This is a genomic window from Stenotrophomonas maltophilia, assembly GCF_013464485.1.
Lineage (GTDB): Bacteria > Pseudomonadota > Gammaproteobacteria > Xanthomonadales > Xanthomonadaceae > Stenotrophomonas > Stenotrophomonas maltophilia_AW.
Genome location: NZ_RAUX01000043.1, coordinates 1 through 23791 on the forward strand (window position 1 = coordinate 1; position 23791 = coordinate 23791).

23 protein-coding genes are annotated in these 23791 nt (G+C 67.5%); 10 read left to right on the forward strand and 13 right to left on the reverse strand.

From position 1 onward, the window contains the following. Positions 1-160: 160 nt before the first annotated feature. Entirely contained in the window at positions 161-568 is a 408-nt protein-coding gene (locus D7Y61_RS18105; protein WP_180868275.1) for a YciI family protein, read from the forward strand. Here D7Y61_RS18105 and D7Y61_RS18110 read toward each other — a convergent pair. Beyond that, the gene (locus tag D7Y61_RS18110) at positions 546-2627 is read right to left on the reverse strand and encodes a gluconolaconase (RefSeq protein ID WP_180868277.1); all 2082 of its coding nucleotides are present in this window, start codon (positions 2625-2627) and stop codon (positions 546-548) included. The genes D7Y61_RS18105 and D7Y61_RS18110 overlap by 23 nt on opposite strands. Positions 2628-2794: 167 nt before the next feature. Between D7Y61_RS18110 and D7Y61_RS18115 the strand changes: the two genes are divergently transcribed. Then, a complete protein-coding gene (locus D7Y61_RS18115; RefSeq protein WP_180868279.1) occupies positions 2795-4315 on the forward strand; it encodes a hypothetical protein in 1521 nt (506 codons plus the stop codon). A gap of 67 nt (positions 4316-4382) precedes the next feature. Here the strand turns inward: D7Y61_RS18115 and D7Y61_RS18120 are convergent, their stop codons facing one another. Beyond that, on the reverse strand, positions 4383-5159 hold the full coding sequence (locus D7Y61_RS18120; protein ID WP_180868281.1) for a lytic transglycosylase domain-containing protein: 777 nt from the start codon (positions 5157-5159) through the stop codon (positions 4383-4385). 449 nt (positions 5160-5608) lie between these two features. After that, positions 5609-6982: a D-serine/D-alanine/glycine transporter gene (gene cycA, locus D7Y61_RS18125; RefSeq protein WP_180868282.1), complete on the reverse strand. Its 1374-nt coding sequence runs from the start codon at positions 6980-6982 to the stop codon at positions 5609-5611. 228 nt (positions 6983-7210) lie between these two features. Between cycA and D7Y61_RS18130 the strand changes: the two genes are divergently transcribed. After that, positions 7211-8827, forward strand: a complete 1617-nt coding sequence (locus tag D7Y61_RS18130) for an EAL domain-containing protein (RefSeq protein ID WP_180868284.1) — start codon at positions 7211-7213, stop codon at positions 8825-8827. A gap of 127 nt (positions 8828-8954) precedes the next feature. On the opposite strand, the gene D7Y61_RS18135 is transcribed toward D7Y61_RS18130, so the two are convergent. Then, positions 8955-10139 (reverse strand): MFS transporter, encoded by a 1185-nt coding sequence (locus D7Y61_RS18135; RefSeq protein WP_180868286.1) that lies wholly within the window; start codon positions 10137-10139, stop codon positions 8955-8957. Beyond that, entirely contained in the window at positions 10136-11314 is a 1179-nt protein-coding gene (locus D7Y61_RS18140) for a serine hydrolase domain-containing protein (protein WP_180868287.1), read from the reverse strand. The genes D7Y61_RS18135 and D7Y61_RS18140 overlap by 4 nt, the downstream gene beginning before the upstream one ends. Positions 11315-11540: 226 nt before the next feature. Between D7Y61_RS18140 and D7Y61_RS18145 the strand changes: the two genes are divergently transcribed. Continuing rightward, positions 11541-12440 (forward strand): LysR family transcriptional regulator, encoded by a 900-nt coding sequence (locus tag D7Y61_RS18145; RefSeq protein ID WP_180868288.1) that lies wholly within the window; start codon positions 11541-11543, stop codon positions 12438-12440. A 253-nt stretch (positions 12441-12693) separates the two neighbouring features. Then, positions 12694-14301, forward strand: a complete 1608-nt coding sequence (locus tag D7Y61_RS18150; protein ID WP_180868289.1) for an ABC-F family ATP-binding cassette domain-containing protein — start codon at positions 12694-12696, stop codon at positions 14299-14301. Between the two features lie 78 nt (positions 14302-14379). Here the strand turns inward: D7Y61_RS18150 and D7Y61_RS18155 are convergent, their stop codons facing one another. Further along, positions 14380-15705, reverse strand: a complete 1326-nt coding sequence (locus D7Y61_RS18155; protein WP_180868290.1) for a GTP-binding protein — start codon at positions 15703-15705, stop codon at positions 14380-14382. 69 nt (positions 15706-15774) lie between these two features. Between D7Y61_RS18155 and D7Y61_RS18160 the strand changes: the two genes are divergently transcribed. Then, a complete protein-coding gene (locus tag D7Y61_RS18160; protein WP_180868291.1) occupies positions 15775-16149 on the forward strand; it encodes a MerC domain-containing protein in 375 nt (124 codons plus the stop codon). A 247-nt stretch (positions 16150-16396) separates the two neighbouring features. On the opposite strand, the gene D7Y61_RS18165 is transcribed toward D7Y61_RS18160, so the two are convergent. Then, positions 16397-16681: a hypothetical protein gene (locus D7Y61_RS18165; protein WP_180868292.1), complete on the reverse strand. Its 285-nt coding sequence runs from the start codon at positions 16679-16681 to the stop codon at positions 16397-16399. A 91-nt stretch (positions 16682-16772) separates the two neighbouring features. On the opposite strand from D7Y61_RS18165, the gene D7Y61_RS18170 reads away from it, so the two are divergent. Then, positions 16773-17189 (forward strand): hypothetical protein, encoded by a 417-nt coding sequence (locus D7Y61_RS18170; protein WP_180868294.1) that lies wholly within the window; start codon positions 16773-16775, stop codon positions 17187-17189. A gap of 80 nt (positions 17190-17269) precedes the next feature. Then, positions 17270-18175, forward strand: coding sequence for a class I SAM-dependent methyltransferase (locus D7Y61_RS18175; RefSeq protein WP_180868296.1), 906 nt, complete (start codon positions 17270-17272; stop codon positions 18173-18175). A 3-nt stretch (positions 18176-18178) separates the two neighbouring features. Here D7Y61_RS18175 and D7Y61_RS18180 read toward each other — a convergent pair whose 3' ends face one another. The 3 genes from D7Y61_RS18180 to D7Y61_RS18190 form a co-directional block, all read right to left on the reverse strand. Beyond that, the gene (locus D7Y61_RS18180; RefSeq protein WP_180868302.1) at positions 18179-19156 is read right to left on the reverse strand and encodes a polysaccharide deacetylase family protein; all 978 of its coding nucleotides are present in this window, start codon (positions 19154-19156) and stop codon (positions 18179-18181) included. A 67-nt stretch (positions 19157-19223) separates the two neighbouring features. Next, the gene (locus tag D7Y61_RS18185) at positions 19224-19769 is read right to left on the reverse strand and encodes an RNA 2'-phosphotransferase (RefSeq protein WP_180868304.1); all 546 of its coding nucleotides are present in this window, start codon (positions 19767-19769) and stop codon (positions 19224-19226) included. A gap of 36 nt (positions 19770-19805) precedes the next feature. After that, complete coding sequence (locus D7Y61_RS18190; RefSeq protein WP_180868306.1) at positions 19806-20465, reverse strand: hypothetical protein; 660 nt, start codon at positions 20463-20465, stop codon at positions 19806-19808. A gap of 132 nt (positions 20466-20597) precedes the next feature. Between D7Y61_RS18190 and D7Y61_RS18195 the strand changes: the two genes are divergently transcribed. Further along, on the forward strand, positions 20598-21278 hold the full coding sequence (locus tag D7Y61_RS18195) for a hypothetical protein (protein WP_180868308.1): 681 nt from the start codon (positions 20598-20600) through the stop codon (positions 21276-21278). 28 nt (positions 21279-21306) lie between these two features. Here the strand turns inward: D7Y61_RS18195 and D7Y61_RS18200 are convergent, their stop codons facing one another. Together D7Y61_RS18200 and D7Y61_RS18205 are read right to left on the reverse strand one after the other, a co-directional pair. After that, positions 21307-21480: a hypothetical protein gene (locus tag D7Y61_RS18200; protein WP_180868309.1), complete on the reverse strand. Its 174-nt coding sequence runs from the start codon at positions 21478-21480 to the stop codon at positions 21307-21309. Between the two features lie 9 nt (positions 21481-21489). Further along, positions 21490-22302 carry an alpha/beta fold hydrolase gene (locus tag D7Y61_RS18205; protein ID WP_180868310.1) on the reverse strand — a complete coding sequence of 271 codons (813 nt, stop codon included), beginning with the start codon at positions 22300-22302 and terminating at the stop codon, positions 21490-21492. Between the two features lie 218 nt (positions 22303-22520). Between D7Y61_RS18205 and D7Y61_RS18210 the strand changes: the two genes are divergently transcribed. Further along, complete coding sequence (locus tag D7Y61_RS18210) at positions 22521-23000, forward strand: DUF4440 domain-containing protein (RefSeq protein WP_180868311.1); 480 nt, start codon at positions 22521-22523, stop codon at positions 22998-23000. A gap of 83 nt (positions 23001-23083) precedes the next feature. Here D7Y61_RS18210 and D7Y61_RS18215 read toward each other — a convergent pair whose 3' ends face one another. Continuing rightward, complete coding sequence (locus D7Y61_RS18215) at positions 23084-23773, reverse strand: hypothetical protein (protein ID WP_180868312.1); 690 nt, start codon at positions 23771-23773, stop codon at positions 23084-23086. Between the last annotated feature and the right edge of the window lie 18 nt (positions 23774-23791).

Genomic DNA, 23791 nt, shown 5'->3' on the forward strand with positions numbered 1-23791 from the left:
GGCCCACCCTCAGGAAACCCGTTTTCAGCGTCCCACCCAACCCCACCACGGAGGGGCTCCGCCGTTCGCCGCCCCCGCCGAAGGCGCGCTTCTGCGCTGCAACATGCCCACGCGCAGACCTGCGCCATCATGGGCACCCCGCCCCCGCCAGGACCGTGCCATGCAGCAGTACCTGCTTCTGATCTACATCGAGCCTGCCCTGCTACAGGCCCTGCCCACAGAAGACTTCAACGCATTGATGCGCGACTGCCTCGCCCACGCCGACAAACTGCAGGCCGAAGGCACGCTGCTGGCCGCACAGAAACTGCAGCCGGTCGACACCGCACAGACCCTGCGCGTGCGCGACGGCCACAGCCGTGTACTGGATGGCCCATTCGCCGAAACCCGTGAACTGCTGGCCGGCTTCAACCTGATCGTCGCGCGCGATCGCGACGAAGCCATGCGCATCGCCCGCGACTTCCCCTGGGCGCGCTTCGGCAGCATCGAGGTGCGGCCGCTGGAAGACATGGACGCCGAGCGCGAACGCTGCGGCGCCCCGGCAGCGGCTATGGCAGCAGCCGTACTCTGATCTCGCGCGGGCCAACGCCCTCGTTGCCGCTGTAGTCGCGCACGCTGGCACGCACGATGTACTCGCCCGGCGGCAGCGCTGCCGGCTGCCAGCGCCCGGTTTCCATCAGGCCATCACGCACGGTGTTGGTGGCCAGATAGCGGAAACGGGTCACTGCACTGCCATGCACAGTGATGCCGCTGTCCGGCGCATAGGCCACGCGCACGGCCTCCCGCTGCGGCGGCATGCGGTTGAACACGATGTTCCAGCGCGGCTGTTCGTAGCCCTGCAGCGCTTGGCCACCGGCATCGAGTATCTGGTAGCCCACCTGGTACATGCCCAGGCGGCGTCGCGGCAGATTGTTGTCCACCTGGTCCCACGCCTCCACCACGATCTGCACGCCGCGGCCCTGCCGCGCCACCATTACCACGCCATCGCTTCCTGCAGCCATCGGCTGGTCGGTGTCGTCCAGCAACGCCACATCGGTGATGCGCGGTGCGAAGTGATCCGCGTAGTTGTGGAAGCCCAGTGCCACGGCATTGGTCTCGAAACCGCCAGTACCCACGGCCAGATGCACGTGCGCCTGGTTGTTGATGCTGCCCAGCCGGTCGCCCACGTGGATGCGGGTGCCGCGTCGCACGCGCATCCGCTGCAGCGTGCCCTGTTCGTCGTACAGTGCCTGCCAGCGCGCATCGAAGGGTTCATTGCGCGGGGTGCGGCCGACCCGCATGTGGATGTACTTGAGGCGGTCCACCGCCAGGCCCTCGGCCTGCTCACCCAGGCTCCAGGCCGCCATCGGGCTGCTGATCTTGCCATCGGCGATCGCCAGCACGGTCTGGCCCACATCACCGCGCACGTCGAAGCCCCCATGCAGATGATGGCGACTCTCGCCCTTGAAGTTGCCACGCACTTCGCCCAGCGTGCCGACCACTTCGTGCCAACCGTCCTGCGGCGCCAGCGGCCAGCGACCGCCGGTGTCGGGCAAGGCGGCATCGGCGGCCGGGCCGACCAGCGCCGGCGCGGGCAGCTCGCCCACCGGCACCGGGCGCAGGCGGTGCAGACGGTATGCGGTGGCGTCTGCCACCAGCACGCTGCCGTCGGCGTCCATCGCCAGGCCACTGGGGCGGGCCAGGCGCGGCAGGCGACCGTTGCCGACCAGCGCGATCTGGTGGCCCTGCGGTGTCACCTGCACGATGCGGCCATCCATGTCGCCGACGTACAGCACGCCATCGTGAGTGGTGGCCAGCGACAGCGGGCCATTGATCACACCTCCGCCACCCACCACGGTGCTGACCATGCCATCCATGCCGACGCGGCGCACCGCGTTGTTGAACAGGTCGGCCACCAGCAACGCACCGTGCGCGTCGAAGGCAAGTGCTACAGGCGTATCAAAGCGTGCAGCCGGGCCCACGCCATCGGCCAGCCCCGGGCGCTCACCGCCCGCCAGGGTGCGCACGCTGCCATCGGTGCCGATCACCCGGATACGGTCGTTGTAGGTATCGGCCACGTAGACCTGGCCCTGCGCGTCCACCGCGACGCCCATCGGCGCGTCGAAGCGCGCCTGCGCAGCGGGTCCATCGGCGTATCCCTGTTCGCCACCGGCCAACGTGCTGACCTGGCCATCGGTGCCGATGCGGCGGATCGCATGGTTGCCGGTGTCGGCCACGTACAGGTTGCCCTGTGCATCGGCCGCGATGCCGGAAGGCGTATTGAAGCTCGCCTGCAGCGCCGGGCCATCAACGCGCCCCTCGCCCTGCCCGGCAACTGTCTCAACGCGGCCATCGGGCAGGCGGCGACGGATGCGGTTGTTGTCGCCGGCATCGGTGAAGTAGATGCTGCCATCGGCGGTGCGCAGCAACGCGTACGGATCGGCGAAACGTGCCTGCGCGGCTGCACCGTCGCGGTCACCGGGATGGCCATCGCCAGCCAGCGGTTCGATCTGCGCGGTCCACGCCAACGGCGTTGGAGCCGGCCCCGCCGGTTCAGCCAGCGTATGCAGCGGTGTCTCCCACCAGGTCGCGGCCAATGCCACTACGGTCGCCAACGCTACGCCTGCTGCCATCCATTGCCACCGTGCCATCGTGCTGCGCCGCTCCTGCCTGCTGTCTGTAGAGGCACCGACAATAGTCGCTGGGCACGGTATCCGCCATGGCCAATCGTACTGCCGGATACCAGAGTTCCATGCGTCGCGCTTGTTCTCGTTGGCCACAGCAGGTTCAATGCGGTTCCCACGGATGGAGATCCTCCATGCCCCGCATCCTCCCCCTCGCTGCCCTGCTGATGCTCGCCCTGGCCGGCACATCCGCCTCCGCCTCGATCACGGTGGCCCCCCAGAAGCCGTCCATCACCAGCGACGCAATGCACATGGCCTATGCCACGCGATGGGATGAGGCGATCCAGCAGTCGCGCAGCGGCAACACGCTGGGCGCGCTGATCGCGATGGAGCGGCTGATGGAAGATCCGATGCTGGATGACTTCGACGCCGAGCATCGCGGCCGCGCCGCGCAGGTGGCCGGCTGGACCGCAATGGTGCAGAAGAAGCCGGAGCAGGCCCGCCGCTATCTGCTGCGCGCACAGGAAGCACTGCCAAACGATGCGCAGATCCTGCTGACCCTGGTCTCGGTGGAACTGTCCGAGAACCAGCCTGCACCCGCCACCACGCACCTGGTGCAGGCACTGAAGCATGCCGACGCGCCGTTGCCGGTGGAACACCACGCGATCAACTACCTGCAGTACCGCCTGCGCGACCAGCCGCGGCAACGCATGGAACTGCTGCAGGCGCTGTTCGACAACGGCTGGAAGAGCGGTGGCGTGGAACCGACCGGACTGTGGTTGGCGCTGGCCACCCTGCAGGCCGACAACGGCCGTGGCGATGGCATCCCTGCCACGCTGGCGCGCATCACCGGCCCCGCCGAGATCATCCGACTGCGCAGCGACAAGCGCTTCGATCGCTATGTGGACCGCAATGATGCCCGCTTCGATCCGGTGCAGGCCGCGCAGAAGCACCTGGACGAACTGCGGGTGTCCGGACTGCTGGATCGCAGGCTGGACGCACGCATGGCCGAATTCAGCAACACCCTGTTGATGCTGGACCGCAACGAAGAAGTGCTGGCGCTGACCGATGGCATGGCGCGCGCAGCGGCTGAAGGCGAATCGCCTGCGGCGGAGGAGGCCGAATGGGTGGCGTGGCTGCTCAACAGCCGGCTCACGGCGCTGCGTCGCCTGGGACGTACCGACGATGCGCTGGCGGCGGCCAAGCTGGCCGCACGCATCGGCGCGCTGGGCCCGGACGGTGCCGAGCACCAGTTCAACGTCGGCTTCGTGTTCAGCTCGCTGGGGCGCATGCAGGACGCTGCGGATGCGGTGAACGACATGCAGGGCCTGGCCGGCTACGGCAAGGCGGCCCAGGCACTGCTGCAGTTTGCCGCCGCCCGCGAGCGCGGCGATACCAAGGCAGAACAGGCCGCGCGCGCGGCGATTCTGGCCCAGGGCGAAGACGCACGCCTGTTCCAGCGCGAGATGTTGCTGGAGGAAGGCCATCTGGACGCTGCGGCCGCGGTGTTGATCGAGCAGCTGCGTTCCCCCGTTGAACGTGGCGAGACGCTGGCCGCCCTGCAGGACATGCGCACCTATCCGTCGCTCCCCGGCGACGTGAAGATCGATGCGGCCTGGCGTGCGCTGAAGCAACGCGCCGATGTGCAGGCCGAGGTCACCCGCCTGGGCCGCATCGAACGCTACGAACTGGTCGGCAGCGCAACCTCGCGCTGAGCGGATTTCATGTAGAGCCGAGCCCATGCTCGGCTCTGCAACGCCATGTGCATGCAGCACCGCCCGCCTAGCGCGCCGGTACCTCGCTACGGATGCCCATCGCTTCGCGGTAGCGCGCGTACAGCGCCATCACCTTGTCCACGTAGGCCAGCGTTTCGGCATACGGCGGCACGCCCTTGTAGCGGGTGACGGCACCGATGCCGGCGTTGTAGGCCGCCGCGGCCAGCAGCCGGTCACCGTTGTAGCGACGCAGCAGCGCGCGCATGTAGCGGGCGCCGCCATCGATCGACTGCTGTGGCGAGAACGGATCACTCACGCCATATTCCTGCGCGGTCTCCGGCATCAGCTGCATCACGCCCTGTGCGCCCTTGGTCGAGACGGCCAGCGCATCGAAATTGCTTTCGGCGTGGGCAATCGCCCGCAGCCAGGCGTCATCCACGCCGGTGGCCTTGGCCGCGGCCTTGAACTGCCTGGCATGCTGCGCCAACTGCGGCTTGCCGACCTTGCCCAGCCCTTCGTGCGCCGGCTCGCCCGGGGGCGTGGCCACGGTGAACTTCAGGAACACCTTCGAGCCGGGCAGGTTGCGCGTGGAGTAGACCAGCACGCCATCCTGCTCGCGTTCGTAGAGCACGCCGCTGAACACCCCCATGTTGCCCCACAGGTTCGGGGCCTGGATGGCGTTGTCGTCGATCTCCTTGGCGGTACAGCGCGAGCCCGGCTCCTGGGCGGTGGCCAGGCTGACCGTGTTGCCCTGCACGCAGCGGTAGACGGTGCGCGCGGCGGCCGGCCCGGGCCACAGGCCGGGCAGCAGCAACAGCGCGAGCAGGAGGGGGTGGCGGCACATGGCGGCCGGATGATCCGGCCGCGCCCGCTAACGCCAAGTGAATGGGGTGGGACGGGTACCCGGAACTGGCATCGGCATCGGCATCGGCATCGGCATCGGCAYCGGYATCGGCAYCGGCATCGGCAYCGGCAHCGGCAHCGGCATCGGCRCCGGCAGCGGCDCCGGTATCGGCATCGGCGCCGGTATCGGCGCCGGCATCGGCGCCGGTAGAGTCGACTGTTAGTCGACTATCGCGCGCAGCGCGGGGTTTTCCGGTGGCCCACGGGAGAGCAGTCGACTAACAGTCGACTCTACCGACGTGCCGACGTGCCGACGTGCCGACGTGCCGATGTTCCGATGTTCCGATGTTCCGATATGCCGATATGCCGATGTGCCGATGTGCCGATGTGCCGATGTGCCGATGTCCAGTGTTCCCGATTTCCGGCATTGCCGAGCCCCCGCATTCCCGGTCACTTGGCCGTTCTGCGCCGCACCCAATACCCCACGCCCAGCAGCACGAACCACGCTGGGCTGGCCATCAGCGCCTGACGGGTGTCGCCCTGCAGGCTCAGCAGCACCAGCACGGCGGCGAAGAACACCAGGCAGGCCCAGCACATGGCGACGCCACCAGGCATTTTGAAGATCGAAGCGGCGTGGCGCTCCGGGTAGCGGCGGCGGTAGACCATGTACGCCACCAGGATCAGCGACCAGACGAAGATGAACAGCACGGTGGCCAGCGTGGTCACCAGGGTGAAGGCCGTCACCAGGTTCGGGATCAGGTAGATCAGCAGCGTGCCACCCAGCAGGCACAGGCACGAGAACAGCAGCCCACGTGCCGGCACCGCCGCGCGCGACAGGCGCGACAGCCCGCGCGGTGCGTGGCCTTCCTCGGCCAGGCCGTACAGCATGCGGCTGGTGGAGAAGATGCCACTGTTGGCCGACGAAGTGGCCGAGGTCAGCACCACGAAGTTGATCAGGCTGGCGGCGGCAGGAATGCCGGCGAGCACGAACAACTGCACGAACGGGCTCTTGTCCGGCACCACCTGGCGCCACGGCGTGACCGCCATGATCGCGATCAGCGCCAGCACGTAGAAGATGATGATGCGCACCGGAATCGAATTGATCGCTTTGGGCAGGTTGCGCTCCGGATCGGCGGTTTCGGCGGCGGTGGTACCCACCAGCTCGATGCCCACGAACGCGAACACCGCAATCTGGAAACCGGCGAAGAATCCGACCAGTCCCATCGGGAACATGCCACCGTCATTCCACAGGTTGGACAGCGACGCGGTGTGGCCACTGGGCGAAGTGAACCCCCACGCCACCAGACCCGCACCGGTGATGATCAGCGCGCAGATGGCCACGATCTTGATCAGTGCGAACCAGAACTCCATTTCGCCGAACAGCTTCACCGTCACCAGGTTCAGTGCCAGCAACAACAGCACGCAGGCCAGTGCCGGAATCCACGCGTCCAACCCGGGGAACCAGAACTGTGCGTAGGCGGCGATGGCGATCACATCGGCGATGGCGGTGACGATCCAGCAGAACCAGTAGGTCCACCCACAGAAGAATCCGGCCCAAGGGCCGAGCAGGTCGGTGGAGAAGTCGATGAAGGATTTGTACTGCAGGTTGGACAGCAGCAGCTCGCCCATCGCGCGCATCACGAAGAACAGCATCGCGCCGATGATCAGGTAGACGAAGACGATGGACGGGCCCGCCAGGCTGATGGTCTTGCCCGAGCCCATGAACAGGCCGGTGCCGATGGCACCGCCGATGGCGATCAGTTGCAGGTGGCGGTTGGACAGGCTGCGGCGCAGGTGCTCGGGGGGCGTGGCGGGCTCGGTCATAGGCGCGGGATGGGGCGGGTGAAGCGTTCGACGGTAGTCCTCTGCGCCACGGAGCGCCAGCGCCGGATGGGCCGATTCCGTCAAACTTGGCCGCTTTCATCACAATGTGACGAAATACCGGGTCGCGCCCATTCCGCCCGGCCCGGCGCCATGCTCAGATAGCCGCACCTGCCCAAGGACCGGCCCGACCATGCGCCCTGCCCTGCCTACCCCGCTGGAGCCCCGGCCATGAGCCGTCTGCGCGTCATCATCGGTGGCACCGCACTGGCCCTGCTGGCCGCCGCGGTGCCGATCGCCGTCATGGCCTACGCCACGTGGGACCGCGCCGTCAGCGTGGAACAGCAGCGCCTGCGCGACATCGCCACGCGCACCCTGCGGCGCTCCGACCTGTCCTACCAGGAGGCCCTCGGCGCGTTGCAATCGGCACAGGCCGGTGTTGCATGGCCCTGTTCGCCCGAGCACATCCGGCGCATGCAGACGCTGGTGATGACCACGCCGGCCGCCGACCAGATGAGCTATTTCGAAGGCGGCAAGCTGCGCTGCACGTCATGGGGAACGTTCCAAGCGGACGTGAACCAGCCCAGGCCCGACCATGTCACCAGTGATGGCGCGGGAATCGCGGTGGACGTGCGCCCGGAAGCCAGTGGCCGGCGGCAGATGCTGGCGATCCTGTATGGCAGCTACGACGTGCTGATGGATCCGCGCCGCTTTGTCGATGTCATCGTCGATCCCCATGTGCGCCTGGCCCTGGCCAGCCCGGACGGCCGGCTGCTGGCCAGGCAGGAGGGCATGGACACGGCGCTGCTGGAAGCCATGCTGCGCAACCCGGGTGAAGGCCTGGACCAGAACACGCTGTACGCAACCGCACGCAACGAGGAATGGCTGGCCATTGCCACCACGCCGCGCACCGCGCTGGCGGCCACCTTCCGACAGCAGGCATGGCTTTATGTCCCGCTGGGCCTGCTGCTGGCCGCCGCCGGCGCCGGACTGGTGATCTGGCTGTCGCAGCGTCGCCTGTCGCTGCGCGGAGAACTGGCCACCGCCATCCGTCGGCGTGAGCTGTACCTGCACTACCAGCCGATCATCGAACTGGACACCGGCATCTGCGTCGGCGCCGAGGCGCTGGTGCGCTGGCAGCGTCCGGACGGCACCCAGGTGCGTCCGGACCTGTTCATTCCACTGGCAGAAGAAGCCGGCATGATCGCCGACGTCACCGACCTGGTGATCGAGAACGTGGTGCGCGACATGCGCGAACTGCTGGTGGCCGATCGCAGCGCGCACATCGCGATCAACCTTGCCGCCGAGGACATCAGCAGCGGTCGTGCATTGAAGATGATCTCCAAGCACATGGCCGGCAGCGGCATTCTGCCGCAGCAGATCTGGATGGAGGCCACCGAACGCGGCTTCCTCGATCTGGACCGTGCACGCACGATGCTGGCGCAGGCGCGGCGCGCGGGCCACAGCGTGGCCATCGATGACTTCGGCGTGGGCTTCTCCAGCCTGCAGTACCTGGAGCAGCTGCCACTGGATGCGTTGAAGATCGACAAGTCGTTCATCGATGCGATCGGTACCGAGAGTGCGACCAGCCCGGTAACGCCGCACATCATCGACATGGCCAAGGAACTGGGGCTGTGGGTGGTGGCCGAGGGCGTGGAAACCGAAGCGCAGCTGGCGTACCTGCACAGCCGGCACGTGGAGTTCGGGCAGGGCTGGCTGTTCTCGCGGCCGCTGCCACGCGATGAGTTCGTGGCGTTCCACCACAAGCGGCAGCAGCGCTACGGCGCGGCGCGGGAGGACATGCAGAACCCGCGCAGTGTGCCGATCGAGCGTGAGGGAGTGGAGTAGGACGGCGAACGGCGGGGCCCCTCGTGGTGGGTCGCGCCCGGTGGATCCATGCCATGCGTGGATGGCATGGACCCCGGTAGTGSCGGCCGCTGGCCGGCACCGCAGCATCGATGATCGCCGCCTACACTTACGACCATGCCTTCGGCCGCGCCAACAACCATGCAGCGGTCACCGCCAGCAACAACAACGGCAACCATCCCAATTGGCCCGGCCCAACGGCCTGCAGCAGCACACCACCCGCCACACCTCCGGCGGCAATCGCCAGGTTCCAACCGGTCACCAGCATTGACTGGGCCAGATCCGCAGCGGCACCGGCACGGCGGGCGAGTGCGGTCTGGAACAGCGTCGGCACCGCGCCGAAGGCCACGCCCCACAGGATCGTTGCCAGCAGCAGCGCGGTCGCGTCGCCCGGCCACAGCAGCAACGCCAGCACCGGCAGGATGAAACCAATCACTGCCGCCCACACCAGCGCGCGCAGGTGGCGGTCCACACCCCAGCCGGCAATGCCGATACCGGCAATCGCAGCCAGGCCGAACGCCAGCAACAGACGATCCAGCCACGGGCCGGCCCCCGCCTCCACCGCCAGTGGTTCGATGTAGGTGTAGAGCACGTTGTGCGCGAGCACGTACAGCACCATCACTACCAGCGCGCTGCGTACGCCGGGCATGCGCCAGACCGCGCCCAGCGGCGTGCGCTGGCCGGCAGCGGCGGCGGGCAAGGCTGGCAATGCCCAGCGCGCGTAGGCCAGCAGCCCGACGGCCAGCACGCTCATCAACGCGAATGCCCAGCGCCAGCCGATCTGCTGGCCCAGCAGTGTGCCGGCCGGTACGCCCAGTGACAGCGCCAGCGGTGAACCGACCATCGCCACCGCGATCGCCCGGCCCTGCAGCGAGGGCACCACCATGCGTGCGGCATAACCGGCCACCAGCGACCACAGCAGGCCGCCGCTGACACCGGCCAGGAAGCGCGCAGCCAGAATCAATGGATAACTGCTGCTCACGGCGGTCAGCGTATTGACCACCACGAAGCCGGCAATCGCCGCCAGCAGCAGCGGACGTCGTGGCAGGCGCTGGGTCAGCGCGGTCATCGGCAATGCGGCCATCACCGAGCCCAACGCGTACACGCTCACCAGCTGGCCCACTGCTGCGTCGCTCACGCCCAGGCTTTCGCCCATCGGCCGCAGCACGCCGGCCGGCAGGGTCTCGGTCAACAGGGTGATGAACCCGCCGCCGGCCAGTGCCAGCAGGCCGGCCCAGGGCAGGCGCGTGGCTTCACCGGCCGGGGTGGCTGCATCGATGGCATGGCCGCTCATCGGGAGCCCTCCAGATCGGCATAGACCGCATCACGCAGTTCATCGACGAAGGCACCGTCCATGCCTTCGTACAGGGTGTTGGTCAGCGCCACCACGCTCAGGCCGCGCGCCGGATCCACGAACCAGCTGTGGCCATAGGCGCCGCCCCATCGCCACGTACCCACACTCTGCGGCGTGCCGCTGGCGCGGGCGTCACGCAGCACTGCAAAGCCAAGGCCGAAACCCCAGCCGGCCGGCTCCGGCGGCCCCTGCTCGCCCACCTGCAGGGTTCCCATCTCCACCACCCGTTCGGGCGGCAACAGCCCGTAGCGCTGCGCATCGCGCAGGGCCTCCAGCACCACCATCACCTCATCGGCGCTCCCCACCAGGCCCGCGCCGGCCGAAGGGAAACGACTGGCATCGGTTGCGCGCGCAAGGCTGTACTCGATGCCCACCGTGCCCTCGAACGGGGCCACCACCTCACCTTCCTGCAAGCGATGCGGTTGTGCTGTGTCGGTGACATAGGGCGTGGCCAATCGTGCCGCATCGTGGGTGGCGAACGCGGTATCGCGCAGGCCCAGGGGCGCAGCCAGCAAGCGGGCGAACAGTGCCTGCAGTGTTTCGCCGGTCGCCGCCTCGGCCACCGCACCGGCCACGTCCACGCCCAGCGAGTACAGCCATTTGCTGCCCGGCGCGAACAGCAGGGGGGCCTGTGCGATGCGGCGCACGTTCTCGGCCAGGGTCAGCGGGTTGGCGTCCATGCCGTCGCTGACACCGGCGCGCGCGTAGGCGCCGTCCGCATCGGCTTCGAGAAAGCGGTAACCCAGCCCGCTGCTGTGGCTGAGCAGCTGGCGCAGGCTGATGGGCGGCGTGCTGCCATCGGCCAGCGCCGGGCGGAAGTCCGGCAGCCAGCGCTGCACCGGTGCATCCAGGTCGAGCACACCCTCGGCCACCAGACGCAGGATCACCGTGGTCAGCAGCGGCTTGCTGACCGACGCCAGCCGGAACAGCTGGTCGCGTTGCATCGGCCTGGACGACTCGCGATCGGCCAGGCCACTGGCGCTGGCATGCCTCAGCACGCCGTGCTCGCGCACCAGTACCACCGCACCGACCAGACGCTGCGGGTGGACCTGTTGCAGCAGCCGCTGCACCGATGGCAGCACCGGTGCGGGTTCAAGAGAGAAAGCGGCATTCATCGCGGGAATCCGTAGGGAGAGGCCCGCCACGGTAGGCAGCGGACTGCCGTGCAAAAAGCCGGTTGCCGCTCCGTGCATCATGGACCGTACGGTCCGCAATCGGCATCATGGCCGGAACCGCAAGGCCGCAACGGTCTCCCCTCACCCCGCACCACAGTGTTGCGAAGGCGAAACCGCCGGCCTCCACCGCGCCCCTTACCCTGCTGCTTTCACCGTCCGCACGCCCATGTCAGTCCTGGACAACCTCGCCAACCTGCAGACCTTCGTGCACGCCGCCGACACCCGCAGTTTCGTCGAGACCGGGCGCCTGCAGGGCATTTCCGCCTCGGCCGCCGGCAAATGCGTTGCGCGGCTGGAGCATGCACTGGGCGTGCGCCTGTTCCACCGCAGCACGCGCAGCATCACCCTCACCGCCGAAGGCCAGCTGTTCCTGGCGCGCTGCCGGCGCATCCTCGACGAACGCGATGCCGCGCGCACCGAACTGGCGCAACCCCACGCTTCGCCACGCGGCACCTTGCGCATCAGCCTGCCGCTGGTCGGCGACCTCACCCTGCCGCTGATGGCCGAGTTCATGGCGGCGTATCCGGATATCCGGCTCGATCTGGATTTCAGCGATCGGCTGGTCGATGTCATCGAGGAAGGGTTCGATGCCGTACTGCGCGTCGGCGAGCCCAGCGACTCGCGCATGAACGCACGGCGGCTGGGCGTGTTCCCGCGCCGCATCGTCGCCTCGCCGGCCTACCTGCAGCGCCGTGGCATTCCGCGCACGCCGGCGCAGCTGATGCAGCACACCCTGCTGCACTACCGCTTCCCCAGCACCGGTAAGCTGGAACTGTGGCCGATCCACTGGCCCGATGATCAGACGCCGCAGGAACTGCCGGTGCACATGGTGGCCAACACCATCGAAGCGCGTGTGGCGCTTGCCCTGCGCGATGTCGGCCTGGCCTTCGTACCGGTGCACTCGGTGCGCGATGCGCTGGCTGATGGCCGCCTGGTCACCGTGCTGGACGAGTATGTGCATTCCTGCGGCATCTTCCACCTGCTGTGGCCCTCCGGCCGCCACGTACTGCCGAAGCTGCGGGTGTTCATTGATTTCGTCAGCGCACGCCTGGAAACCGTACCGTAGATCCACGCCATGCGTGGATGCGTCTTGTGGAGTCGAGCCATGCTCGACTCGCCGGAACCCAAGCGACGATCAGCCGGGCATGGCTCGGCTCTACAGCTGCACGCAGCCATTCAGCCACTGCCGCTATACTGGCCTCTCATTCCTCCCAGAGGCTCGCGACCAATGCGCCATTGATGCCGCCGTCTTTACACCAGACGGCCTGACTCTTCCCGCCCCTGCGCGCAGGGGAGAACCCGGCATCCATGGAGGTCGCATGACCCCGCATTCCCTCACGCTCGATCGCGTGTCGTATCGATTGGCCGACGGCCGTGTGCTGTTTTCCGATCTGAGTTTTAGCTTCGAACCCATCGCCACCGGCCTGGTCGGTGCCAACGGCGCCGGCAAGAGCGTGCTCGCTCGGCTGCTGTCGGGCCGCCTGGCGCCCGACAGCGGCCAGGTGCGCGGCAGCAACCGCGTGTTCCTGCTGCCCACGCCGGGCTATCCGCCCACCGGCACGGTAGGTGAACTGGCCGGTGTCGGCGAGGCGCTGGCCGCGCTGACGCGCATTGAAGCAGGCAGCGTGGACGAAGCCGACTTCGCCTGTGTCGGTGACCGTTGGGACCTGCGTGATCGCCTGCAACAGCACTGGCGGGCATTGCGCCTGCCCGATGATCTCGATCCCGGCCAGCCCGCTGCGCGCCTCAGCGGTGGCCAGGCCATGCAGGTGGCGCTGTCCGGTGCCTGGGCCAGCGGCGCCGACTGGCTCATCCTGGACGAACCCAGCAACCACCTCGATGCGCGCCATCGCCAGCAGCTGTACACGCAGCTGCAGCAATGGCGTGGCGGCCTGCTGGTGATCAGCCACGATCGCGGGTTGCTTGGCCACATGCAGCAGATCGTCGAACTGGACGCGCGCGGACTGCACCGCTATGGCGGGCCGTGGCAGCACTACGCCGACGCGCGTGCCGCCGAGCGTGAAGCCGCTGCCGCCCAGCTGGACCATGCGCGCGCGCAGCACCGGCAACAGCAGCGCAGTGCGCGCGAACAGCATGAGCGCCAGCAGCAACGCCAGGCACGTGGCAACCGCGACGCCAAGCAGGCCAACCAGGCACCGATCCTGCTGGGCCGGCAGAAACAGCGCGCTGAAGCCAGCCATGGCCGCGTGCAGCAGGTGCAGGCAGAACGCCTGCAGGCCAGTGCAGAGCAACTGCGCACCGCAGCGTCAGCGGTGCAGGTAGCACCGGAACTGGCACTGTTCGCCAGCGACGGCGAGCGCGGCAGTTCGCGCCTGCTGCAGGCCGAGTCGCTGGAGCTGCCGCATGGCTGCAGCGCACCACTGCAGATGGAAATCCGCCGTGGCCAGCGTATTGCGGTGGTCGGCGACAACGGTGCCGGGAAGTCCACCCTGCTGCGCGTGCTGGCCGGCCAGCTGCCTGCGCGCAAGGGCAACGTGCAGCGCCACGCACCGCTGGCGCTGCTCGACCAGCAGCTGCTGGGGCTGTCCGGCGAACGCAGCATCCTGGACACCGTACAGGCGGCCAACCCCTCCGCGGACCCGGGCGAACTTCGCACGCGCCTGGCCCTGCTCGGGCTGGATGCACAGCGCATCCAGCGGCCGGCCAGCAGTCTCAGCGATGGCGAACGGGTGAAAGGCGCGCTGGCCAGCGTGCTGTATGCCGATCCTGCACCGCAGCTGCTGCTGTTGGACGAGCCTGGCAACGCACTGGACCTGAGTGCGCTGCAGGCACTGGAAGACCTGCTGGTTGCGTGGCCCGGCGCGCTGGTGATGGTCAGCCATGACACGCACCTGCTACAGGCACTGCGGCCGACGCAGGTCCTGCACGCCAGCGCCAACGGCTGGCAGTGGCGTGACGCCTTATAGATCCACGCCACGCGTGGATCGATGCAGGACGGGTAGTGCCGGCCGCKGGCCGGCACACCTCGAACCCTCAGCGCCCGCTCAGCGCTTCCACACCGGGAACGCCTGCGGCAGCTGCTGCCACAGCAATGGCCCCGCACGCAGCTCCTGGTCATTGAGCAGGCACGCGTCCAGCTCTGCGCGCACCGCGCGCTCATCCATGTGCACACCAATCACCACCAGCTCCTGTCGGCGATCGCCCCACAACGGGTGCCACAGCCGTTGCATCGCCGTGTGCGCCGCCGAGTCCGGAAATTCCTCCAGGCCCGGCAATGGCGCACTCCAGCAGTCAGCCTGCTGGCGTGCCCAACCCAAGTCGCTGTAGGGCAGTGGCGTTGGCGGCAGCAGCGGTGTGGTGTCCTCGATGCCCGCACGCACGCGATCGCGCGCGGCGTACCAGAAGCCCGCCGCCTGGGTGCGCGTCGCCGCACCCACCGTGTTCAGTTCGCCCACCCAGTCCATGCGGTTGGCCAACCAGAACCAGCCCTTGCTGCGGATCACGCCGGGCATACCCGACTGCAGCGCGCGCGCAAACCGCGCCGGGTGGAAGGGACGCCGCGAGCGGTAGACGAAGCTGCCGATACCGTATTCCTCGGTTTCCGGCGTGTGCTCACCGCGCAGTTCCTTCACCCAGCCCGGCGCACGTTGTGCACGCTCCATATCGAAGCGACCGGTATCCAGCAGCTCCGCCAGCGGCAGGTCACCGAAGCTGGACAGCAGCAGCTTCGCATCACGGTTCAGACCGCGCAGTACCGCCAGCGTATCCTGCAGCACCTCGTCGTCCACCTGGTCCACCTTGCTGACTACGATCACGTCGGCAAACTCCACCTGCTCGCACAGCAGGTCGACCACGCCGCGATCATCGTCCGGGCCGGCCTCCTGGCCGCGCTCGGCCAGGCGCAGCGTCGAACCGAAATCGGCGAGGAAGGCGCTGCCATCCACCACCGTCACCATCGTATCCAGGCGCGCGATGTCGCTCAGGCTGAAGCCGTGCTCGTCGCGCACCGCAAAGGTGGCCGCCACCGGCATCGGCTCACCGATGCCGGTCGATTCGATCAGCAGGTAGTCGTAGCGGCCCGCGTCGGCCAGTCGGCGCACTTCCTGCAGCAGATCGTCGCGCAGCGTGCAGCAGATGCAGCCGTTGCTGAATTCCACCAGCGTCTCTTCGGTGCGGCGCAGTTCGGCGCCGCCTTCGCGCACCAGCTGCGCGTCGATGTTGACCTCGCTCATGTCGTTGACGATGACCGCTACGCGCAGGCCCTCGCGATTGCGCAGGATCTGGTTGAGCAGGGTGGTCTTGCCGGCGCCGAGGAAGCCGGACAGCACGGTGACCGGAAGGCGACGGTCGGCGCGGGAAACAGTGTTCATGTCGGAGCGGGTTGGCTGCGGAACGGAAATGTTACTGTATAACAATTGCCGTGCAAGGAACCTCCCCCGATGAAATCGACTTCCGCCGCCCTGCTCGATGCCGGCGCGGTCGCCCTGTCCAGCCTGTGCCTGCTGCACTGCCTGGCGCTGCCCCTGCTCGCCGCCGCGCTGCCGCTGTTCGGCACCTGGGCCGAAGCAGAATGGGTGCACCTGCTGTTCGTGGCCATCGCCCTGCCGCTGACCGGCTACGCGCTGTGGCGTGCCGAGCGCCGTCATCCGCTGCCCGTGCTGGCCTGGGCTACCGCCGGCGCTGGGCTTGGCCTGCTGCTGGCCGGCGCGCTGGCATTGCCCTCGCATGACTGGGAGACGCCGATGACCGTCACCGGCAGCCTGCTACTGGCGGCAACGCATCTCTGGAACGCGCGGCCCCGACACGCGGGGTAGAGTCGACTGTTAGTCGACTGCGCTTCGCTCAGGCTGCATAAAACCCCGCGCTTCGCGCGTTAGTCGACCAACAAATGCATGGCCCCGACACGCGGGGTAGAGTCGACTGTTAGTCGACTGCTCTTCGCTCAAGCTGCATAAAACCCCGCGCTTCGCGCGATAGTCGACTAACAGTCGACTCTACCTCCCGGGATCACTTGCCGTAGCGGCGTGGTCAGCGCCAGCGTGGTCGCCTCGGCACTACTGGCTACAGCTTCAGCATCATCCGCAGCAGGTACATCAGCAGTGGCAGCGCGCTGATCACTGCGCCCGCAATGCCGATCCACGGCCAGCGCTCGCCGCGCACACGCGAGGCCACCGCCAGGCCGCCACCGACCAGCGCCGCACCCAGCACGCCCACGCCCAGACCGGCGGCCATGCCATTGCCGCCGGCGGCCACCGCCGCCTGCGCGGCCAACGTGCCCGCGCCCCAGCCCACCACCATCCCCAGCCAACTGGCCACGCCGCACCACGGTGCCTTGCCCTGCATCATCCGAAAACCCCTGTGCTCTTGCCGAATTTCTGTACGGGCCGCGCCCGCATGCTGCCTACACTAGCCGCACCCGCCCCTGTAGGGACATCCCATGCGCATGCTCCGCCTGCTGCTGCCCGGTGCCCTCCTGCTGCTCACCGCCTGTGGTGGTGACACCGGGCTTCCCTTCTCGGCCGATCCGCTGCAAGGCTGCTTCGCCACCAGCGCGCGCAAACCGGCTGACTTCCGCGTCGAAAAGGAAGGCGGCCAGTACTTCGTTTCCTTCAGTCGCGGCGACCAGTGGCAGCGCGAACCCAATGCCCTGCACAAGGCCACCCGCAGCGAGATCAGCCGCTACTTCCGCGATGACGCCGAACAGATCGACAGCGCGCTGATCCGCATGGCCGGCGGCTTCGGCATCTTCCACTTCAACAAGGGCGCGACGTTGAAGGGCAAGGCCAGCGACAGTGACTACATGGCGCTGATGCTGATCGGGGCTGGGCCGGTGTATGCAGTGAAGTGCGATTGAACTGCAGCGCCGAGCGCACGCCCGGCTGTTGCTGTGGTAGATCCACGCCCTGCATGGATGCAGGCAGGGCGCAACCGAGCATGGCCTCTGCGCTACAGCAGCTGCGGTACCATGCCCTCCCCCGAACCGCCCCGGTACCCGCCGTGCCCCACTACACCGGCCCCCTGCTGACCCGCGACAGCGCTGACGCCCTGCGCCGTGCCCATGACAAGGGCGCTGCCGACTGGCCGGGCTCGCTCGACCTGGGCCGCAACCAGGACAGCGTGGCGCTGGATGCCGACGGCTTCCACTTCCGTGGCCAGGCCTACCCCTGGCCGGGCAAGCTGAAGGACCGCACGCTGTACTACTGGGATGGCGAGGAGTTCGCGCCGATCTCGCGCTACAGCGGCTCGCTGATCAAGCTGGTGCCGACCGAATGGGGCGCACCGACCTTCGAGATCGACGGCATCAAGATGCTGCCGACCTCCAAGCTGTCACCGTTCGAGGACGCGCGCCGCAAGGTCGAGCTGGTCGCCCCGGCCGGCAAGGTCATCCTCGATACCTGCGGTGGCCTGGGCTACTTCGCCGCCTGCGCGCTGGAAGCCGGGGTCGGCCAGATCCGTTCGTTCGAGAAGAACGCCGATGTGATGTGGCTGCGCACGCTCAACCCGTGGTCGCCGGATCCGGACTCGGCTGCGGCCGGTGGCCGCCTGCAGTTCAGCCACGGCGATGTCTCGCAGCAGATCGAACAGGTGGCCAGCAACAGTGTCGACGCGATCCTGCACGACCCGCCGCGCTTCGGCATCGCCGGCGAGTTGTACTCGCAGGTGTTCTACGACCACCTCGCACGCGTCATCCGCAAGGGAGGGCGCCTGTTCCACTACACCGGTGCACCAAACAAACTGACCAGCGGCCGCGACGTACCGCGTGAAGTGGCCAAACGGCTGGAAAAGGCCGGTTTCAAGGCCGAGCTGGCGCTTGACGGTGTACTGGCCGTCAAGCGTTGAGCCTCACTCCGAATCCACCTTCGCCAGCTGCATCACCCACTTCGGCACTACCGGCTCCCCGGCATAGAAGTCCTTCGGCTTCTTCTCCGCCATCGCCCAGCGATGCAGCCAGCTGGGGCCATAGCGGCCGTTGTAGCCTTCGGCCCCCCGCGCATACGCCGGGTCACGCATCGCTTCGTCCAGTGAGATGAAGCGATAGCCGCGCCGCTTCGTCGCCGCCACCAGTTCGGCGAACGTGGCTGCGTTGAGTTCGTTGGCGTGCATCAGCCACACCTGCGGCAGCGCATAGCCCAGCAGCGCCTGCGACTGCTTCTCGTAGTAGTCCAGCTTGTTCAGCATGTAGGGCACGTAGCCCTTGCGCAGCTGCGCCAGCGTCGCTTCGCGGGACGGTGAATCGGGCTGCTCGTTCATCACGTTGGCGTAGGCGAACGCCCAGACCCATTCGCCATTGTCGACGGTCACCGGTGCCACGCGGTAGCCATGCTGCTTGAAGAACGCGTTCATCTCCGCGCGTTCGTCCGGCGTGCGCCCGGCGCGCAGGTAGGGATGGCGCATCCACTGCGGTTTCAGTCCGCGCTCGGCCAGCAGCGGCCGCAGTACCGTCTCGCCACGCAGGAAATCCTGCTGGAACGCTGGCACGCCCTTGGCGTTCAGATCCATGTGCGAATACGTGTGGTTGCCCAGCGTATGGCCCGCATCCTGCCAGTCGCGCAGCATCTGCACCCGCGCCGGCTGCACCTGCCCGCCCACCTCCAGCTTGTTCTCGTTGACGAAACCCACCACCGGCACGCCGGCCTGGCGCAGCTGGGCCATCAACGCCTCATGCCGCGCCTGCAGGTCCGGCGGTACGATCTGGTCCAGCCGTGCCCATGGCAGATCGTCGATGGTCACCGCGATACGGCGATCCACCTCGGCGGCGTGCACCGCCAGCGACAACAGCAACAACGGCAACAACGGCACTGCACGCAGCAACAAGCGCATCCGCATTTCCTTGCAAGGGTAAGGCACGAACTGTACCGCGATTACCGGCGCGCGGCCGAGTGTGTGCTCAGCCGGCGATGTACTGCGGCGGCACGTGCGCGGTCAACCACACGCCATTGGCCGATCGAAGAAAGACATGGCCGTCGGCATGCATGCGGCCCGCAGCCACACTCAGAATCACCGGCGCACCGCGGCGCGCGCCAACCCGCTGCGCGGTCTGCCGGTCCGGCGACAGGTGCACATGCTGGCGCTCACCCGGTCGCAGGCCCTGCTCGCGGATGGCCGCGACAAAGCGGGCCACCGTGCCGTGGTACAGCCACGCTGGCGGTTCGACCGGCTCCAGCCCCAGATCAACCTGGATCGAATGGCCCTGGCTGGCCCGAATGCGCAGACCGTCTTCGCTCAATGCGAAGCGCTGCTTGTCGTTGCTGTCTACCAGGGCCTGCAGCGCCTGCCGGTCCAGCACCACACCCTGGCCAGCCATGCCGCGCAGCAACGCATCGATATCGGCCCACCCTTGTGCATCCAGCTGCAGCCCGATCTTCTCCGGCGCGTGGCGCAGCACCAGGCTCATGAGCTTGCTGGCCTGCTTGTATGACGTATCCGTACTCATCGGCATAGGCTGACGCAAATCACTGCCGGATGCCAGTCACACCGCTGCCGATGGTGCCGCCCGGGCCCGCGCGATCCCCCGCCACAGCGCGATGCCGCCCACCATCGTCGCCAGCAGCAACACCACCAGCACCAGCGCCAGGTCATCCGGATTGCGCAGCAGCGGCGCGTGTTCGTGGGTGAGGATCTCGAACACCACCTGCTGTGCCTGTGCCAGCGGCAGCCTGCCCTGCTCACCCAGCTCCACCAGGCACGCTGCCGGCGAAAGTGTAGCCACGCTGATCCACGCCACGTGGTACAGATGCAGTGCCCTGACCGCCAGCGCCAGGATCGCGCCGTGCAGCGCAATCAACCCACAGTTGGCCCGGCGCAGGCACGCCGGCACGCGTCCCAGCCGATAGACGCTGATCGATACCGCACCGAGCATGGACAGCACCACGCCAGCCATCGGAATCCAATGCAAGGGCTGCCAGGGCTGGAGCGCCAGGGAGCGCGCCTGCAGCTGTTCGGCCACCTGCATGCGTGCGACCGGATCCGAGCCCCCACACGTGTCGCCCACCGGCTCCAGCAGCAGACCCACGCGGTAGTGGAAGAACGCAACCGCCAGCACCACCGCCAGCAGCGCCACCACCTGCAACACCAGCAGCATCGGGCCCGGACCACACATACGAGAGAAGCGGGTGGCAGCGGAGACCATCGATTCATCCTGCACAACAAAGGATCATCCTAACCACGCGCACGATGGCTGTCGGCTGGCGAATACGACAAGCCCTGTCCCTCCCGGTAGGATGGCAAGGCGCATGGACGGTTGTACGCCGAGGTGGTGTGGATGCTTACGTTGTATCTGTGGGTGCGGACCCTGGTTCCGCTGCTGGTGTTCGTGCTCAGCTGGATGCTGCTGTCGCGCCTGATCAACGCGCGTGTCGCACGCCTTCCACGCGTTCCATTGAACCTGCCCGCACACAGCAGCAGCCCACGCAGGAAGGATCGGCGCCTGTACGCGCGTGCGCTCCGGCGCCGCCCTGGCCTGCGCAATGCCACCCGACCCGCCACCGCCCCACGCAGCTGGCATCTGGCCAGCGCCATGGCCGCGCTGTCTGCGCTTGTCGTCGCGGTAGTGGCAATGCCCGACGGCGCGCGCTTCCAGGTGATGGTCGAGAGCCTCACTGGTTACCCGGCCACGATTGCCGACGTGCAGGTTCCTGCAGCAGCACAATCACGGCTTCTGCAGGCGTGGCAACCCGCGCTTGCGCAGCTGTCACGGCCGGTGACGATGCGCTACCCGATCGGCCGCACCGGTGGCCAGCACGAGGCGCATGCCACGCTGCCCGTGCAGCTGAGGCGGCAGGGTGACCGGCTGCAGATCGCCACCGCCCTGCCGGTGGATACCGGATCGCTGCGCAGAGAGCTGGCTCGTCTGGCTGGCGTACCGGTTGAGGCGATTACCGTTCACCAGACCGAAATCGCGCCCTGGCGGCAAACGGGCTGGGCGCCACTGCCCGAACCCTAGCGCCGGCCCCACGCCTGGCCTCGGCCGCTCACACCTCGCGCGGCAGCTTGGCCGCCCACATGTTGTCCACCAGATTCGGATACGGGCGGCCGTTTTCCTCCGCCCGCTGCCGCGCCGCTTCCTTCTGCGCGGGCGACAGCGGCTGGGATTGATGGCCCTTGGGGTTGGGCCGCTTCCAGGGTGGGGTCTGGGTCTTGCGCATGCCGCCAGCTTACGTCTTCAGGAAGTTCAGCAGCGCCAGATTGAAGTGGTCGGCATGGCTGGTGTTGCAGCCGTGCGGCGCGCCTTCCAGGATCACCACCTCGCTACCCGCAATGGCCTCATGCGTGCGTTCACCCGAGCCTTCAAACGGCACGATGGCGTCGCTGTCGCCGTGCAGAATCAAGGTCGGCACCGTGATCTTCTTCAAGTCCTCGCGGAAGTCGGTGGTCGCGAACGCGTGCATGCAGCCCAGCGCGGCCGTCTGATCGGATTGGTGGCACAGCGCGATCGCGGCCTGGCGCTGTTCCTCGGTCACCATCAGCTTGCCGTCGGCGCTGAAGAAATCGCGGGTGAAGCCATCGAAGAACGCCTCGCGATCTTTCTCCAAGCCACTGCGCATCTCATCGGCCTTGTCCTGGGTCAGCGGGCCGTCCGGGTTGTCATCGCCGCGCAGCAGGTAGGGCGGCACGGCGGCGGCGAACACCACGCTGTGCAGGCGGCCCTCACCGTGGTTGGCCACGTAACGCGCCACCTCGCCACCGCCCATCGAGAAGCCAACCAGCGTCACGTCGCGCAGATCGCGCTCTTCGATCAACGCCGCCAGGTCCGCCGCCAAGCTGTCGTAGTCGTAGCCATCGGCGGGCTTCTCAGAGCGGCCGAAGCCACGACGGTCGTAGCTGATCACCCGGTACTGGGCATCGCGCAGGATCGACACCTGCGGTTTCCAGGCATCGGCCGACAGCGGCCAGCCATGGATCAGGATGACCGGGCGGCCATCGCCGCCGGTGTCTTCAACGTGCAGGCGGATGCGGGAAGCGGACATGGGGGCTCCTGTGGAAGGGCAGGATTGCAGGCTAGGGCCCCGGCCCTATGCCGCCCGTGAGGGAATCGTGGCGCGCTGTGACATGGCGTGCACAGGGGGGCGGTCGGTCATGCCGCCAAATCCGCGCTTCATCGCGCCCAGCACCGTTTCGTCGCCACACGGCGGCAAGGTGCAGCCGGGCGTGCCAGCCTGCGTGGACCACTCCCGGGAGATTCGCCATGTTGCTGCTCACCCTGCCCCTGCTGGCCGCCGGCCTTGCCGCCACCCCGAGCGCACCGGACACGCTGCGCGAACAGATCCGCCAGGCGGACATGCAGTTGTTCGCCGCCGCGTTCGACGCGTGCGACGCCGACAAGGCCGCATCGATGACCACCGAGGACATGGAGTTCTTCCATGACAAGGCCGGCAAGTCCGCCAACAACCGCGACGACTTCCGCCGCAGCGTGGCTGCGCTGTGCGAAAGCACCCGCGCCAACCATACCCATCTGCGCCGTGAATTGGTGGAGAGCTCGCTGCAGGTGTTTCCGCTGCACGACGAACGGGCGCTGGAGATCGGCGACCACCGCTTCCACGAGCGCGATGCGAAGGGCGTGGAGCATTGGACCGGGCAGGCGCGCTTCATCCAGGTGTGGCGGCGGGTCAACGGGCAGTGGCAGGTGGAACGGGTGATCAGCTATGACCATCGGCCGGCGGATTGAGGGGCGCGAGGCGATGGTTCGCGGGCCGGCTCTGTATTCTGGGCCGCACATGGGTGCGCAGGCGCCGAGGCGATTCGCTCCCGCTACTCGAACTGCGGGACGAACAGGCCTTCCCGCTTCAGGACGTCCCTCGCCTGCGTGACATACTCGCTCACGGTCACTCGATCCATCGGCAGCATCTCGCCTTTCTTCTTTGCCGGCAGCAGCCTTGCCGCCTGCTGAAGACGGAACGCCTCGTGATCCTTCCGGTTGTTGATGGAGGACACCGTGCCGTGGACCTTCAGCAGCTGCAGTACACACACGTGGAACACCTGCGGCCTGCACTCCAGGATGAACTCTGAAACGGACATCCTGGGGTCGACGATGTACGGCTTGAACCGTTTGAAGAATCCCTTCCTCGCACCGTCCTCCAGGTTCCTGATGTAGGCATCCAGCGGAACGTCGACGTTGGAGAGATCATGGATGTACTGGTTCCTGATCTCGGCGATGGCCTTGAACATGGATTTCTGTTCGCTGTCGATGATGTTCATCTTGCGCAGGAGATTGATCCTCACCTCCTGCGGAAGATTGCTGATCACATCGAGTATCAGCGGCTCGCGCAGCGCATCGACCACGGCACGCGTAAAGACGGCCTCGACAAGCTGGGCGAGCTTGGAAATGAAGCTCCACGAGTCCTTCTCCTCATAGAGCGCAACGACGAATCCCTTAGGAATTCCGAGTTCCTTGCTCAGCCTCTCAAATGCGAGCTCGACGAACGTGGTGTACGTACTCATGCAAAAGTGCCCCCTGAA

What these genes read in the sequence shown, in the direction of transcription:
- D7Y61_RS18105 (WP_180868275.1), top strand. Translation starts at nt 161, where the DNA reads ATGCAGCAGTACCTGCTTCTGATCTACATCGAGCCTGCCCTGCTACAG.
- D7Y61_RS18110 (WP_180868277.1), bottom strand. Translation starts at nt 2,627, where the DNA reads ATGGCACGGTGGCAATGGATGGCAGCAGGCGTAGCGTTGGCGACCGTA.
- D7Y61_RS18115 (WP_180868279.1), top strand. Translation starts at nt 2,795, where the DNA reads ATGCCCCGCATCCTCCCCCTCGCTGCCCTGCTGATGCTCGCCCTGGCC.
- D7Y61_RS18120 (WP_180868281.1), bottom strand. Translation starts at nt 5,159, where the DNA reads ATGTGCCGCCACCCCCTCCTGCTCGCGCTGTTGCTGCTGCCCGGCCTG.
- cycA (WP_180868282.1), bottom strand. Translation starts at nt 6,982, where the DNA reads ATGACCGAGCCCGCCACGCCCCCCGAGCACCTGCGCCGCAGCCTGTCC.
- D7Y61_RS18130 (WP_180868284.1), top strand. Translation starts at nt 7,211, where the DNA reads ATGAGCCGTCTGCGCGTCATCATCGGTGGCACCGCACTGGCCCTGCTG.
- D7Y61_RS18135 (WP_180868286.1), bottom strand. Translation starts at nt 10,139, where the DNA reads ATGAGCGGCCATGCCATCGATGCAGCCACCCCGGCCGGTGAAGCCACG.
- D7Y61_RS18140 (WP_180868287.1), bottom strand. Translation starts at nt 11,314, where the DNA reads ATGAATGCCGCTTTCTCTCTTGAACCCGCACCGGTGCTGCCATCGGTG.
- D7Y61_RS18145 (WP_180868288.1), top strand. Translation starts at nt 11,541, where the DNA reads ATGTCAGTCCTGGACAACCTCGCCAACCTGCAGACCTTCGTGCACGCC.
- D7Y61_RS18150 (WP_180868289.1), top strand. Translation starts at nt 12,694, where the DNA reads ATGACCCCGCATTCCCTCACGCTCGATCGCGTGTCGTATCGATTGGCC.
- D7Y61_RS18155 (WP_180868290.1), bottom strand. Translation starts at nt 15,705, where the DNA reads ATGAACACTGTTTCCCGCGCCGACCGTCGCCTTCCGGTCACCGTGCTG.
- D7Y61_RS18160 (WP_180868291.1), top strand. Translation starts at nt 15,775, where the DNA reads ATGAAATCGACTTCCGCCGCCCTGCTCGATGCCGGCGCGGTCGCCCTG.
- D7Y61_RS18165 (WP_180868292.1), bottom strand. Translation starts at nt 16,681, where the DNA reads ATGATGCAGGGCAAGGCACCGTGGTGCGGCGTGGCCAGTTGGCTGGGG.
- D7Y61_RS18170 (WP_180868294.1), top strand. Translation starts at nt 16,773, where the DNA reads ATGCGCATGCTCCGCCTGCTGCTGCCCGGTGCCCTCCTGCTGCTCACC.
- D7Y61_RS18175 (WP_180868296.1), top strand. Translation starts at nt 17,270, where the DNA reads ATGGCCTCTGCGCTACAGCAGCTGCGGTACCATGCCCTCCCCCGAACC.
- D7Y61_RS18180 (WP_180868302.1), bottom strand. Translation starts at nt 19,156, where the DNA reads ATGCGCTTGTTGCTGCGTGCAGTGCCGTTGTTGCCGTTGTTGCTGTTG.
- D7Y61_RS18185 (WP_180868304.1), bottom strand. Translation starts at nt 19,769, where the DNA reads ATGAGTACGGATACGTCATACAAGCAGGCCAGCAAGCTCATGAGCCTG.
- D7Y61_RS18190 (WP_180868306.1), bottom strand. Translation starts at nt 20,465, where the DNA reads ATGGTCTCCGCTGCCACCCGCTTCTCTCGTATGTGTGGTCCGGGCCCG.
- D7Y61_RS18195 (WP_180868308.1), top strand. Translation starts at nt 20,598, where the DNA reads ATGCTTACGTTGTATCTGTGGGTGCGGACCCTGGTTCCGCTGCTGGTG.
- D7Y61_RS18200 (WP_180868309.1), bottom strand. Translation starts at nt 21,480, where the DNA reads ATGCGCAAGACCCAGACCCCACCCTGGAAGCGGCCCAACCCCAAGGGC.
- D7Y61_RS18205 (WP_180868310.1), bottom strand. Translation starts at nt 22,302, where the DNA reads ATGTCCGCTTCCCGCATCCGCCTGCACGTTGAAGACACCGGCGGCGAT.
- D7Y61_RS18210 (WP_180868311.1), top strand. Translation starts at nt 22,521, where the DNA reads ATGTTGCTGCTCACCCTGCCCCTGCTGGCCGCCGGCCTTGCCGCCACC.
- D7Y61_RS18215 (WP_180868312.1), bottom strand. Translation starts at nt 23,773, where the DNA reads ATGAGTACGTACACCACGTTCGTCGAGCTCGCATTTGAGAGGCTGAGC.